Raw genomic sequence first — 14480 nt, 5'->3', positions numbered from 1 at the left:
CTTCATTGTTTAGTAGTTAGAATGTAACAGACAAGCCCCCCGTCACACTTTTCATCATGGGGTAATTGTAAGCGTCGCCAGAGTTGCCACCGGGATTGAATACTTGATCAGAGGCTACGGCGCTTTCTACGTCAAAATCACGGGTACGTTTGTGAAGTGGCGATAGCGTCCAGATGTTTTCGGCAGAAATGAAAACGCGAGCGGCCGAAGCCCCAATTTTAGAGGCTACCTTACGCGGGATATTATATCCAAGTTGGATGTTTTTTAGCCTCATATAAGCTACATTTTGGAGATAACGAGTCTGAGGAGCACTCAAAGTACCGTTGGCATTACTTGCTATCCGTGACACATATCTTGGGAAATAAGCATCGGGATTGTCTTCAGTCCAAATATTTCCCAATTGGCTTTTGGGTACATCTCCATAAGGACGGTTGTATTGTCCCCAAAATAAGCTTGCTTCTCTACTTGGATACCAATTTTGCTTACCTACTCCTTGAAGGAAGGCCGAAAAGAAGAAGTTGTTCCAATCGGCCCCAAGCATGATTCCGTAGGTGTAGCGTGGAGTAGAGTTTCCGATGATAGAACGGTCCCCAGGGTTCTCAAGGCGGTCGGTGCCGGGGGTAATTTGACCATCTCCATTGACGTCTCTAAATTTAATGTCTCCCGGAAACCATAGTCCATTGGATGCCGTACGGAATAAGTTTTGGCTGGCGCTGTTTTTGACATCATCGGCAGATTTGAAAAAGCCTTCGGTAGTATAGCCCCAAATCTCACCCAATCGCTGACCTTCGTAATAGTCACTCAATAGTTTTTGAGGATTGTTGTATTTAGTAATGACGGCATTGTAGTCGGCCAAAGTAAGTCGAATGTCAAAATTGAAGGGCTTAGAAGAGACATTGAACTTATCTCTGTACGAAAGCATGGTTTCCCAGCCTTTGGTTTCGAGATCGGCATAGTTTCCCTTAGGCGCAGTAGCGCCAAAAACCGCTGGTAAGGTAAGCCCGACCGTAAACATATCGGTCGTAGTACGGATATAGGCATCAGCCACGAAAGTCAAACGATTGGAGAGCATCGATAAGTCAATACCGATGTTTTTGGTGGTGGCGGTTTCCCAAGTAAGTCCTTCAGGCAATACCGTTGGGTTTCGGGTTTGTTGGGGACGCTGACCATTGAGTACCATTGAAGATTGAGAAATCGAAAACTGCTCTAAATAAGCATATGAGCCAATATTTCCGTTTCCTAAAGAACCATAAGAGGCTCTCAACTTCAGATCTGAAATGACTTGCTCGGGTACTCTCCAAAACGATTCTTTGGACAGACGCCAGCCTACTGAGTACGAGGGGAAGAAAGCAAAGCGCTGATTGGCAGGGAATTTGGAAGAGCCATCATAGCGCCCGTTGAGTTCTAACAAATAGCGGTCTTTAAAAGAATAGTTGAGCCGCGCAAAACCTCCTTGGATTTTCCAACGCTCCCAGCCCCCCGATGTAGTAATGGCTTGGCCTAGCGCAAGGTTAATATCGTTGGCATCTTCAAAAATAAGCCCATTTCGCTGCGCCGATAGCCTCTTATAATTGGATTGCTCATAGTTATATCCCACCAATGCCTTTAGATAATGGTCTTCTTTGAAAGTATTTTCATACTCAGTATAGAAGTTGGTCGTCATGTAGGTAGTTTCGCGATATACATCAGTGAGGGAGTTGGTAGTAGTTCCTACATACGCGATAGTGCCAGGCTTTACGCTGTAAGGAACTGGTACGGATTTGGTTCTGTCGTTGTTGTCAGTATTCTGAATGGTAAAGTCTCCTTTCACTCTCAGTTTGTCATTAAAAAACTGCGCCGCAAATCCAGTTGTATTTCTAAATACTTTTTTGTGATTATCAATACCGTTTTTACCATAATAAAAATCACCAATGCTGTAAGCGGCTGAGAAAGTGATCGTACCGTCTGGATTGAGCAGAGGTGATAGAGGGTGGCCTTCATCGGCAATATTTCGCCATATACCACCACCTTCTCCTACATTGAGGGGGTTATGGTATTTCATGTCAGAATACTGCGACATGTTGTTGATTTTCAACCAAGGATAAAGCTGAATAGAGCCTTTGCCCGTAAAGTTAAACATCTGATAGTCGTCAGAGTTGTAGCGAAATAGCCCTTCCTGTCCAAAATACCGTCCTGTGATTAGGTAGCTTGCTTTGTCAGTACTACCCGAAATACTGAGGTTGTGTTCGTTGGAACTGTTGCGATCTTTGTACAAAATACCATAATAGTCTGTGCTACCATAGTAAACATATTCGCCAGTGACGGGGTCGATTTCGACTTCGGGCAAACCGCCAATTTCTGAGCGTCGTTTGAGTTCGTTGAGATAAGCTTGCGAAAATTTGAGTGTTTTGTTGGCATTTTGAGGAAAAGTCCCTCCAAAATTGACAAAAGATTCGGCAAACATCGACGCCCATGTGTAGCCGTCAGTGACTAAATCGGGGCGTGCAATGGGGTTTTTGAGGGAATAGTTGGTAGAGTAAGTAACACTCGTTTTGCCAGCGGTAGGGTTTTTGGTCGTAATCAATACCACCCCAAATACGCCCCTTGCTCCATAAATAGAAGCCGACGCGGCGTCTTTTAGAAGCGTCACACTCGCAATATCGTTGGGATTGAGCAAACTAGGATCTCCTTCTACGTTGTCGATAAGAACAAGGGCGTTTCCGCCTTGGCCAATGGATGTAGTCCCACGAATGTTGAAGCTAGGTGCTTGATTGGGCTTACCGTCCCCCATTTTAATATTGAGGTTAGGCAGTACCCCCTGAAGCCCTTGGTTGACGTTGGTCAGAGGGCGGTTGTCAAATACATCGCTTGTGATCATATCTACCGCTCCTGTCAGATTGGCTTTTTTCTGAACACCGTACCCTACTACAACTACTTCGTTGAGGGTTTTGAGGTCGGATTTGAGAGAGACATTAAAAATGGTCTGACTTCCCACCACAATTTCTTGGGCACTATAACCTACGTAGCTAAAGATAAGCACTGCTTTTTCGTCAGGCACCGACAATGTAAACTCTCCGTTTGGGTTGGTAGTTACGCCACGTTGCGTTCCTTTTACTACCACGCTTACACCGGGGAGGCCTTCTCCTTTTTCGTCCACTACACGTCCTCTGATGTTTTGGTCAAATACTTTGGTCGGAACCAGACTTCGTTTTTCAAGAGATTGTACCTCTGCTTTGGTGATGATGATATACTCTCCCGAAGCTTCATAAGCTAGATTGAGCGGTTTGAGTAGTTTATCAAGTACCATAGCTAAGGGCTGATTGATAGCCGAAACCGTTACTTTTTCGTTTTTGGCCACGAGTTGTGGTAGGTAGGTAAATTTGACTTTAGCCGATTTTTCGACCATACCCAAAGCTACTTTGAGTGGCTTATTATCAATTTGTAGGCTAATATTACGTAGAAGAGCTTCTTGGGCTAAACTCTCATGGGCTACGGCCAAGCTACTGAGCATGGCGCTTACTAGTAATTGTAAACAAGTGATTCGCATAACTAGAAGCAACAGTTTGCGCTTTTTTGTGAAACTTTCCATACATTTGGATTGGTTTAAGTTCAATTTTTTGGACAAAAACTCCCCTCAGCACCCGATTTTTCGGGTATTTGCCGCAAACAAATAAAGGAAGGGAGCTAAAAGGTCGGTAATGCTCGCAACATTACCGACTTCTTTTTAGAGATGAGGTAGTTATGGGGACATAGAAAACAGTTAAAGATTGTTAGTTAGGTTTTATAAGAGATAGATAAATAAGTATAAGATTAGTGGCAGCCACGGCTATTGATAAAAACCTTTGTTTCTACGATTTCGTAGCGTGCGCCAATGGTTTTACAAATAATATCCAACTTCACAAAAAGAGGTTCGTTGCCTAAGGGGGCCGTAACCGAACAATTTTTCATAATATCACTATCATAAATAATCTCTACGTTGTAAGCTTTCTTTAGACTTGCAAAAACCTCCTTGATAGGTGTATTTTCAAAATCAAAACTTGGGGTCGCGGTCGGTTGAGTGATAATGGACGGCTGCTCCACTAACGCCTTGTTAAATCTTTCATTTTGACGTTCAAAAGTTGCCTTCTGATTGGGGGTTAGGTATAAGCTTTGTACTTGATATTTGGCATTCTTTTGGGATTTTTTCAGTTCAGAAAGCGGAAAAACCATAACCTTTCCCGTTTTGACTGCTACCACTACTTGCTGGTCTTTTGAATATGCTTTGATATTGAAACTCGTCCCTAATACCCGTGTAACGAGCGTATTGGTATATACATAAAAAGGCTGATTGTCTTTTTTGACAACCTCAAAAAAGCCTTCTCCCGTCAGAGAAACTTCCCTTTTGTCGCCTAAAAATCGCTCTGGAAAGCTTATTTTACTGCCTTTTTTGAGTTTAACGGTACTTCCATCGGGTAGGGTAGTAGTATAGTCAGCGGGCGTATTGTTGAAGACTTCTACTTCTTGATTTTTGGGTAGGTTTTTTGATGCCTTTATTTGAGTTTTCATAGTCGAAATCTCTGAAGGACGATATTTTATCCAAAAACCGCCAATCGCTCCCACCACCACAAGTACTGCTGCGATACGTTGCCACTGATACAAAACCGAACGCTCCCAAAAAGGCTTTTTTTTGACCAAGCCTACCATCTGTTCCACCTCTATTGAAATCTCATCATCGCTAATAGCAGTAGGTTGATTTTTGAGACCTAATAGCAAAGCCCTTGCTTGGGCAAGCGTTTCAGATTTTTCGGGATGCGCTTCTTCCCAAAACTCCCAAAAAGCCGTGTGTTGGGGCGAAGTGCCCTCTACCCACTGCTGAAAAGAAGCATCCGTAACAAAATCTTCAACTTTAAATTTGCTATAATCAATCATAGAAAAAATAGTATTTATCTGTGGACTTATAAGGTATATCCACAAGTGATGTAGTAATACTCATCAAAGCACGAAAAAATTTTAGCATCCTAATTCTTCTTAGGGGTTATGAAATTATTAACCTTTGTCACCTTAGGACCTATCGAATATAAAATAGTGTTTGGAAAAGAAGAACGGTGCTTTTAGAAGAAAGTTAGAGGGAAGGAATCACAACGATTTCTCAAAAAAGAAGAAGCATCAACAAAAAACCTATGATTGAAAAAAATAGGCGAGTTTTAAGTAGTCTGAGGCCATTGTAAAGAAGATTGGCGACCGATTGGCGATTGATATTCATAATCTCTGCAATCTCTTCATTGCTTAGATTATCATAAAATTTCAAAAAAAGTACCTCTTGCTGTCTTTTTGGTAAGTTTTTGACGTGAAGGTTAAGTTTACTAATGATGTTTTGAGTTGATTCTTGGGAGATGATCAATGTCTCTTCCGAATCCGTGATTTCGAGATAATCAAAATAGTCTTCTGAGGCTCTGAGTTGTTGTTTTTGGAGTTCTTTAAAAAGCCGATTTCGAACAATCTTAAGAAGATATACTTTCACATTTTCGTCAGTATCAATATGAGCTCTTTTCTGCCAAATCAGTAAGAATACATCCTGAATAACATCTTTGATAAGTTCACGGTCTTTAGTGAATTTGCGTCCATAATCAAAAAGTAAGCGATAATATTGGGTAGAAATTTTACCAAAGGCATCAGTATCACCGTCTTTGAGCCTCTCCCAAAGGTGGTGTTCTTCCTGATGAACTTCAGTGGTTTTCATTTTTAGAATAAAAATAATGGGCCATTGATATGCTTTCTCTCGCGCTGAGTTATGGGAGGTAGAGTAGAAATTGTCTACCCTACCTCTGATTTTTTAGCTCTTAAACTTCACCCATTTTTGGTTAGCTTTACCAGAAGCAATGACTGTTTCGACAAACTGCATTCCTCGGATACCGTCATCAATAGTAGGAAAATCCAAATCAAATTCATTGGGTTCTTCACCGTTCATTCGTTTGCGAACAGTGCGGGCAAAGTTGCGATAGATATTAGCAAAAGCCTCCAAATATCCCTCAGGGTGACCAAATGGAATACGAGTATGCGCATTGGTCGAATCCGAAAGTTTACCTACGGAAGGTTGGTAAATTTGATAGCCTTCGGTGCTTTTGTGGTGGAGGTATTGGGGTGTCTCTTGCTGCCAATGTAGGCTTCCTAGCTCTCCATATATTCTGATATTGAGGCCATTCCAGTCTCCATTAGCAATTTGGCTACAGTGAAGAATACCTTTGGCACCATTGTCGAAATGAAGAAGTACGTTGGCGTCATCGTCGAGTACCCGACCTTCTACGACCCGGCTTACGTCGGCGCAAAGTTCGGTGATTTTTAAACCTGTAATGTATTCGGCCAAGTTTTCGGCGTGCGTGCCTATGTCGCCCACTGCCCCTGCGATACCCGAACGTTTGGGGTCGGTGCGCCATTCGGCTTGTTTGGCACCTTCGCGCTCAATCGGAAACGACAGCCACCCCTGCGGATACTCCACAATCACCTTACGAATCGTGCCAATCGCTCCGCTTTGGATAAGGGCACGTGCTTCTTTGACCATGGCATAGCCCGTATAATTATGGGTAAGGGCAAAGGTGAGACCCGTTTTGGCAATGATTTCTTTCAATTTTTTGGCCTCCGACAACGAAAACGTAACGGGCTTATCACAGATAACATGGAAGCCATTTTCGAGGGCCATTTTAGCCGGCGCAAAGTGCATGTGATTGGGGGTTACAATCGAGACTACGTCCATGCGGTCTTTGCGGCGTTTTTCTTTTTGAATCATTTCTTTGAAATCGCCGTAGCAACGTGCGGGGTCGAGCATGAGATCTTCGCCCGATGCTTTTGACTTTTCGGGTGTGGAGCTAAAAGCCCCACAGACCAAATCGATTTCGCCGTCGATAGCCGCAGCAATACGATGAACGCCCCCAATAAAGGCTCCACGACCTCCTCCGACCATCCCCATTCTGATTTTACGTGACATATTTTAATGGATTTTTAGATGTTGGTTTTTAATACGTTAGCGATATTTTGAAATAATAAACTTATAGTAAAAGTAAGCTTCTTGTGATAACTTGAATTTTGAAGGTATCAACTTACCTACTTTTGTTGACTTACTTTCATACCCCTATCTTGGTTATTTTTTTATTTTCTTCAAAAGACGCTTTGGGAGTAAAAGTAAAAAAAGGCTTTTTTCTCACGAAATTGTGGGTAAAAAAAACATAGGTGTTACTTTGCAGACTGTAACAAGCATTATACTCTTTAGTCTTAAACCAAACCTTTAAAAAATCATGATTAATAAAGACAGATTGTTTTATGGTAGTTGTTTCGCTTTGATTACTACTGCTTTTTCTTTTAGTATCAGGGCAGGTATCTTGGCTCAACTCGGAACAGAATTTAATTTAAACGCTGAGCAGCTTGGTTTTATCAACTCAATGTGGTTTTTAGGTTTTCCTTTGGCCATGATTGTGGGTGGTCTTGTGTATCACACTGTAGGGCCTAAAACCATCATGCAGATTGCATTTGTAGCACACGCGTTAGGAATTCTTCTTACAATCTACTCAGGTGGGTACACAGGATTATTGATTTCAACCTTTTTGATTGGATTAGGAAATGGCTGTACCGAAGCGGCCTGTAACCCGATGATTGCTGATACCTATTCGGGAGCTGATATGAGTAAAATGCTTAACCGATTCCACATGTGGTTTCCTGGGGGGATTGTAGTAGGTAGTTTGATATCAGAGTTTATGACCAAGCAGCTCAATACGGGCTGGCAGCCTCAAATCTGGGTTATTCTTGTCCCTACATTGATTTATGCTTATTTGTTTTGGGGACAAGCTTTCCCCAAACCCAAAGTGGAAGGAGCCGCTTCGTTGAGCGAAAACTTCAAAGCCATGCTTACGCCTTTGTACATCTTTATGTTTTTGTGCATGGCCCTTACGGCGATTTCGGAGTTTGGCCCTCAACAATGGACAGGTCTTATCATGAGTAAGTCAGGTGCAAGCCCTATGTTGATTCTGGCATTGGTAACTGGACTTATGGCCGTGATTCGGTATTTTGCAGGACCGATTGTTGCCAAGTTTGACCAAACAGGGGTTTTGTTAGGCTCGGCTGTATTAGCCACCATTGGTATCTATCTATTTAGTACCCAAACCGGCACTATGGCCTATGTAGCGGCTGTATTTTTTGCGATGGGTGTAGCTTTATTCTGGCCAAACATGATTGGTTTTATCGCCGAAAAAGTGCCTCTTAGTGGAGCTTTAGGAATGTCAATTTTGGGAGGTGTAGGGATGTTTTCAACCTCTATTTTCCAACCTATCATTGGTAAGTGGATTGATGATGCCCGTGCAGAGCAAACAGCCAAAGGCCTTACGGGCGATGCTATGGAGCTTGCCGCTGGACAGGCTACTTTGAGCACTATGGCACTATTCCCTGGGGTTTTGATTGTGGCTTTTGGTATCCTTTATTTCTGGATGCGTAGCCGCAAAACTACTACTGCCTAAGCTTTAGAGGTTATATATATATCAAAAAGCCCTGCCGACCAGTCGGCAGGGCTTTTTGATGAGAGAGAAATCAACGTTTTACTTACAATATTGCTCTAAAGAAGCTTTGGCCGCAGGATAGCCGAGGCGCTCGGCTTGCTTGAGGCTTAAGCAACCTACTTCTTTTTGATTTACCATGATTTGTGCCACCCCTAAGGCATGAAATGCCTTCCCAAATTTTGCATCGGCTTTTACTGCTTTTTCAAAACTCACAATCGCCGTTTTGTATTCTTCTCTTTGAAACAAAACATTACCGCGATTGTACCAACCCAAGGCATTGGTCGAGTCTAAGTTTACGGCTTGTTCAAAATCGCGTAAAGCGGCGTCGGGTTGAGCCAATGCCGCTAAGAGCTGTCCTCGATTTACGTATATTTCGGCATTGTTAGGGTCGAGACGAATCGCTTCAGCATAGTCTTTCAAAGCGCCGTTGCCGTCGTTTTGAGCCATTTTGAGCAATGCTCGATTGTAATAAGGGCGATAATAATTAGGGTTGATTTTAAGCGCTTGTTCATAATCCAAAAGTGCATTGGTATATTCTTTAAGCTCAAAATAAACCACACCACGGGCATTGAGGGCTTCTACATTTTTGGGGTCACTTTCTACGGCTTTGTTCAGAAAATCAAGGGCTTCCCTGAATTTTCCTTCTTTCATCAACAATTTTCCTTTTTCGAGCTGAGCCTCTGACGAAAAACTACAAGCTTGTATAATAAACAATAAGCTGCTGATAATAAGCAATATAAAAGATTTCATGAATCGTATTTTTGGTTAAAAGCTCCAAAGATACGACCAAAAGCGTTGTTTTAGTACTTGCTCATAAGGATTATAAAAGAAGTAATCCCGCCAAAATAGCTCCCGTAATAGGCCCTGCAACAGGTACCCAAGCGTACTCCCAATGTGAGCTTCCTTTACCACTTATTGGCAAAATAGCGTGAGCTATGCGCGGCCCTAAGTCACGAGCAGGATTGATAGCATAGCCCGTAGTACCGCCCAATGATAAGCCAATCGCCCATACCAAGATACCCACCGCAAAAGGACCTAAGCCCGTCGTAACAGCTCCAATGCCTTTGATACCCACCAAAAGCACAATAGTCCCTATCACTTCACTAAAAAAATTGGAGCCTCCCGAGGCAATGGCTGGGTCGGTGGCAAAGGTTGCTAATTTAGCTCCTTTGTCTTCGGTTTTGGCATAATGAGGCAAATGATACAACCATACCAAAGTAGCCCCTAAAAAGGCACCAATCATTTGGGCACTTACATAATCGATGACTTTGCTGTATTCGTTTTTGGCAATGGCCAGTCCAATCGTAACAGCAGGATTGAGATGAGCATCATAGCCACCAAACGCCTTGGAGACAAAGATGGCAATGGTAACGGCAAAAGCCCAACCTGCCGTAATGACAATCCAGCCACTGTTGTGGCCTTTCGTATCTTTGAGTACTACATTGGCAACGACACCATTGCCCAACAAAATCAACACAAGGGTGCCAAGAAGCTCGCCCATAAAAGGAGAAGAGTGCATTTTTTAGGAATAAGGTTAGAAAGTTTGGCGTAATTAATACTTTATCCCGTAAAGATGCAACTTTACTACTTTTACTCCACTGCTTCTTGGTACCAACTTTGTGCTATTTCTCAATAGCTCATAAAATTTATTTGTTGTCTACAATCAGCCACCCACCAAAGTGGTAGCAGGATTGAGATGTCCAGATTCAAAATCACTGAGGTTTTGTAAAGTGACTTTGGCGATTTCACTTAGTGCTTCTTCCGTAAAAAAGCCCTGATGAGCCGTAATCAACACATTCGGAAAAGACATTAGCCGTAGCAACATATCATCTTGGATAACATACTCCGACAAATCCTTAAAGAAAAGATCGGCTTCTTGCTCGTAGACATCAATTCCCAGATACCCTAGCTGTCCTGTTTTTAGGGCATTGATTACGGCTTTGGTATTGATGAGCCCCCCTCGGCTCGTGTTGATGAGCATGGCATTGGGCTTCATAAGCCTCAAAGTATCGGTACTGATAAGGTGGTGAGTTTCGGGGGTAAGTGGACAGTGAAGTGATATGATATGGCAAGAGCTGAGGAGCTCGTTTTGCGATACATAAGACACCCCCATCGCTTCTAAGTCAGCAGAAGGGTACAAATCATAAGCCAAAACTTTACAGCCAAAACCTAACATGATTCGGGCAAAAGCATTGCCGATTTTTCCAGTACCTATCACCCCGATTGTTTTTCCATAAATATCAAATCCCGTGAGGCGTTCGAGGGAGAAGTTGCCTTCTCTTACGCGGTTGTAGGCTTTGTGAGTTTTACGATTGAGGGCCATTATGAGTGCTACCGCATGCTCGGCTACGGCCTGAGGAGAATAAGCCGGTACTCTTACTACGGCTATACCTAGTTTTTGGGCGGTATCGAGTACTACATTATTGAAACCGGCACAGCGGAGTGCAATGATTTTAACGCCTATTTCGTGAAGTTTGTGGATGATTTCGGAGGTGAGTTGGTCATTCACAAATACGCACACTCCGTCACTTCCTTTGGCCAAAAGAGCACTTTCAAGACTAAGGTGCGTATCAAAAAAAGTAATCTCGTGAGAGGTGTTAAATCGTTCAAAAAATTCTCGGTCGTAAGATTTTGTACTAAAAAATGAAACTTTCATGATAGAGGATATGTGACTTAATGGTGAAATAGTAGTCTAAGGGTTTGCAAGCACTCAAAAAAAACTTAGATTTGGGTCTTGTCAAATTAACTTTTTTTCAAAAATTAAACAAAATCTTTTTCAATCATGGGATTAATGTCATTTTTTAAAGGCGTAGGTGAAAAACTCTTTGGAAAAGAGGAACCAACAGCAGCACCCGAAAAGGTAGCTGAATTAAAAGCGAGTGCGTTGCTTCAGCACGTTAAAACACTTGGTTTGGCTTACAATAAGCTTATTGTTAAGGTATCAGGACAAACGGTTATTTTGGAGGGTGAAGTAGCTACCCAAGAAGACGCCGAAAAGCTTGCTTTAGCCGTAGGAAATGTAGAAGGTGTAGAAGCGGTTGATAACAATTTGGTCGTAGCTACTCCTGCGCCAGAAGCCCAATACCACACAGTTGTAGAAGGCGATTGGCTTTCTAAAATTGCGGCAAAGTATTATGGCGATCCTCAGAAATACAACATTATTTTTGAAGCTAACCGCCCAATGTTAAGCCATCCTGACAAAATTTACCCAGGTCAAGTGTTGCGTATTCCTCCGTTGTCATAGGCAGAACTAAACTTGGTATTTTTACCAAGAATTGATATAAAAGTGAAATACGAAAAGGGTAACTTTTCGTATTTCACTTTTTTGTTTTTAAGCGATAATGCTGAATTTGGCGTAGTGGAAAGGGCAGCTGATTGAGCCTAAGTGAATGGTATATTTCTGGGTAGGTTCCAAAACTTTTGTAAAAGGCCTCAATTGAAGGAATTTCTGGACTTTCAAAATCAAATACAACAGGGCGATTGGCGTATTGCTGAATAATATAATCAATAAGCCAAGTACGAGCATTTCCTTTTCGGCCTAGGGGAGAGGCCGCATTAAACAAATAAATAATGCGATTTTCAGAAATGGCAAACAAAGCGCCTGCCTCTATTTGATTGTTTTTGGTAGCATATAGCAGCCTCGCCGCATTTTTTTCTAATAAAACCGCAAATACGTTTTTCAATAATTCATAAGCAGCATCGGCTACGCCTCCTTCAATGTTGGAAGCATGATTTTCTTTAAAAAGCCGAAGAAGAGGGACAATATCTAGGCTCTCTTCCAATTGCCATTCGTTTTTTTGGGCACGTGCAAGATTGATACGTCGGTCGCGGGAATATCCTTCACGAATCAGTTCGTAAGGAGCATGCAGCGACAAAAGATAGTTGAAATGAGTACGGATATCGTAGCTACCCGGGTTTATAAAAGGGGCTCCTAGACGTCCTGTATAAATTGAAATATACCCAAAATAAGCGGGAAGTTGCTGGAGAAATAGCGAGGTAAACTCTTCGGTACAATGGTTGGGATGTGTAAAAATACCCAATAATTGACAAAAGAAAGGCTGTTGGATGACGCGTGTCATCCATTTTCGACGAATAGGAAGCGGCATGACCGCTTGCCAACTGCCATTTTGAGAAATGACCAAGGCACCCCATTGGGGCGATACTACGTCTAAGTACCAAGTGTAGGCATATACAATACGCTGAGGGGAGGTATCAATGAATTGGTTCCATTGGGCAGTAGAGATTTCATGTCTTTGAAGGAATGAAATAGCCATTTTGGGCAAAGCTAAAGTGAAGTACTTACTAACCGCAGTGCACCGCTGCCACTCAATTACTTAATGATACAACAGAGAAGCGATTAAGCAAAATTGCTCCGTATCTTTTGAATAGCTTCTTTGACGGCGTCTTCTTGTTCCATCAAATCGCTGATAGTTTGTATGGCGTGAATGACCGTGCTGTGGTCTCGCCCTCCAAAATGATAACCGATTGATTTTAAAGATAAATCCGTTAGTTCTTTCGCAAAAAACATAGCTACCTGACGAGGGTATACCAATTCTTTTTTGCGACTTTTGCTTTTCAAATCTGCAATCGTAATATCGTAGTAATCAGCCACTACCTCTTGAATGGTATCGATTGTTACCTCCTTTTCTTCGGCTGATACGATGTTTTTGAGGACATTTTTTGCCAATTCCAAGTCAATGTCACGGCGTACCAAGGAGGCTTGTGCCATGAGTGATATAATGACTCCTTCTAGTTCTCTAACGTTGGTATTGACACTGTGGGCTACATATTCGATAACGCCTGCATCGATATAAATCCCTTCGGCTTGGAGTTTGCGCTGAATGATCGCAATTCTTGTTTCGAGGTCGGGCTGTTGGAGGTCGGCCGTAAGCCCCCACTTAAACCTCGACAGCAAACGGTCTTGAAGCCCCTGTAACTCGCTCGGACGGCGGTCGGAGGTCATGATGATTTGCTTGCCCGACTGATGTAGATGATTGAAGATATGAAAGAACGTATCTTGGGTTTTTTCTTTGCCCGACAAAAATTGTACGTCGTCCAAAATCAAAGCATCTACCTTTACATAAAAATCCGTAAAATCTTGTAGCGTGTTGCTTTTGATGGCATTGATAAATTGATTGGTAAATTTTTCAGAGGAAACATATACCACAAATTTATCATGATAATGCCCCTTAATATGATTCCCAATCGCCTGTACGAGGTGAGTTTTGCCCAAACCTACTCCACCATAAATCAAAAGGGGATTGAATGAAGTGACGCCAGGGCGCTGTGCAACCGCCATCCCAGCCGAGCGTGCTAGGCGATTGCAGTCTCCTTCAATGTAGTTATCAAAACTATAGTTTGGATTAAGAAACAAATCCATCTCTGAGGTATCGGGGCTCTTTGGAGGCTGCGGCGGCGTATGTCTTTTGGGGTCGGCAGCCGCTTTTTGGCGAGCTTCGGCGGCTTCGGGAGAGTTGGTAGTCGGAACGTGCACTTTAATGGGTGGCTGACGGTCTCCACCAGTATCTACAATAATGGAGTATTCGAGCTGACCATCACGCCCTATGGCATAATCCAAGGCACGTCGTAGGACATGAATGTAGTTTTCTTCCAACCACTCATAAAAAAACTGACTTGGAACCTGAATCGTCAGGGTTTTGCCGGCCAACCTAAACGGAACAATCGGCTCAAACCATGTTTTAAAGCTTTGTTCGGAGACGTTTGCCTTAATCACTTGAAGGCAATTTTCCCAAACGGCAGCTACATCATGTTGAAACTGATTATTCACGGGGTAAATTTTTTACTTGTTATTGCTACTATATACTTTGAGAAACAAGATAACACCATGAAAATGTAGGGGTTATAAAAACCAACTGCACTTTATTTATTACTACTACTGTCCCTATTGGTGCATCTTAAAGAATAAAGGGCTGCAAAATTAGGAAAAAGATAGTCATAAACAATGATAGAAAGGGAATCGTG

General features: G+C 42.5%; 11 protein-coding genes. 2 read left to right on the top strand and 9 right to left on the bottom strand.

Annotated elements, in window-relative coordinates; translation table 11 throughout:
* Positions 1–16: 16 nt before the first annotated feature.
* The 4 genes from G563_RS0113395 to G563_RS0113380 form a co-directional block, all read right to left on the bottom strand.
* Positions 17–3568 carry a TonB-dependent receptor gene (locus G563_RS0113395; RefSeq protein WP_229598504.1) on the bottom strand — a complete coding sequence of 1184 codons (3552 nt, stop codon included), beginning with the start codon at positions 3566–3568 and terminating at the stop codon, positions 17–19.
* Positions 3569–3789: 221 nt separating this feature from the next.
* Complete coding sequence (locus G563_RS0113390) at positions 3790–4887, bottom strand: FecR family protein (RefSeq protein WP_028665763.1); 1098 nt, start codon at positions 4885–4887, stop codon at positions 3790–3792.
* Positions 4888–5107: 220 nt separating this feature from the next.
* Positions 5108–5698, bottom strand: a complete 591-nt coding sequence (locus G563_RS34670; RefSeq protein ID WP_037326797.1) for an RNA polymerase sigma factor — start codon at positions 5696–5698, stop codon at positions 5108–5110.
* Between the two features lie 93 nt (positions 5699–5791).
* Positions 5792–6940, bottom strand: a complete 1149-nt coding sequence (locus G563_RS0113380; protein WP_028665762.1) for a Gfo/Idh/MocA family protein — start codon at positions 6938–6940, stop codon at positions 5792–5794.
* Positions 6941–7247: 307 nt separating this feature from the next.
* Here G563_RS0113380 and G563_RS0113370 point away from each other — a divergent pair, with 307 nt between their 5' ends.
* A complete protein-coding gene (locus tag G563_RS0113370) occupies positions 7248–8459 on the top strand; it encodes an MFS transporter (protein ID WP_028665761.1) in 1212 nt (403 codons plus the stop codon).
* Positions 8460–8537: 78 nt separating this feature from the next.
* Here G563_RS0113370 and G563_RS0113365 read toward each other — a convergent pair whose 3' ends face one another.
* The 3 genes from G563_RS0113365 to G563_RS0113355 all read right to left on the bottom strand — a co-directional run bounded on the left by G563_RS0113365 (position 8538) and on the right by G563_RS0113355 (position 11154).
* Positions 8538–9248, bottom strand: coding sequence for a tetratricopeptide repeat protein (locus G563_RS0113365; protein ID WP_028665760.1), 711 nt, complete (start codon positions 9246–9248; stop codon positions 8538–8540).
* Positions 9249–9318: 70 nt separating this feature from the next.
* Positions 9319–10017: an MIP/aquaporin family protein gene (locus G563_RS0113360; protein ID WP_028665759.1), complete on the bottom strand. Its 699-nt coding sequence runs from the start codon at positions 10015–10017 to the stop codon at positions 9319–9321.
* A 144-nt stretch (positions 10018–10161) separates the two neighbouring features.
* A complete protein-coding gene (locus G563_RS0113355; RefSeq protein ID WP_028665758.1) occupies positions 10162–11154 on the bottom strand; it encodes a 2-hydroxyacid dehydrogenase in 993 nt (330 codons plus the stop codon).
* 126 nt (positions 11155–11280) lie between these two features.
* On the opposite strand from G563_RS0113355, the gene lysM reads away from it, so the two are divergent.
* On the top strand, positions 11281–11742 hold the full coding sequence (gene lysM / locus G563_RS0113350) for a peptidoglycan-binding protein LysM (RefSeq protein ID WP_028665757.1): 462 nt from the start codon (positions 11281–11283) through the stop codon (positions 11740–11742).
* 73 nt (positions 11743–11815) lie between these two features.
* Here lysM and G563_RS34665 read toward each other — a convergent pair whose 3' ends face one another.
* Positions 11816–12772 (bottom strand): GNAT family N-acetyltransferase, encoded by a 957-nt coding sequence (locus tag G563_RS34665; protein WP_084650846.1) that lies wholly within the window; start codon positions 12770–12772, stop codon positions 11816–11818.
* A gap of 83 nt (positions 12773–12855) precedes the next feature.
* Entirely contained in the window at positions 12856–14286 is a 1431-nt protein-coding gene (gene dnaA, locus G563_RS0113340; RefSeq protein ID WP_028665756.1) for a chromosomal replication initiator protein DnaA, read from the bottom strand.
* Positions 14287–14480 lie beyond the last annotated feature (194 nt).

Origin of the sequence: Runella zeae DSM 19591 (genome assembly GCF_000423565.1) — a bacterium.
In the GTDB taxonomy this organism is placed as follows: domain Bacteria; phylum Bacteroidota; class Bacteroidia; order Cytophagales; family Spirosomataceae; genus Runella; species Runella zeae.
This window is presented reverse-complemented; position numbering and strand designations above follow the sequence as displayed.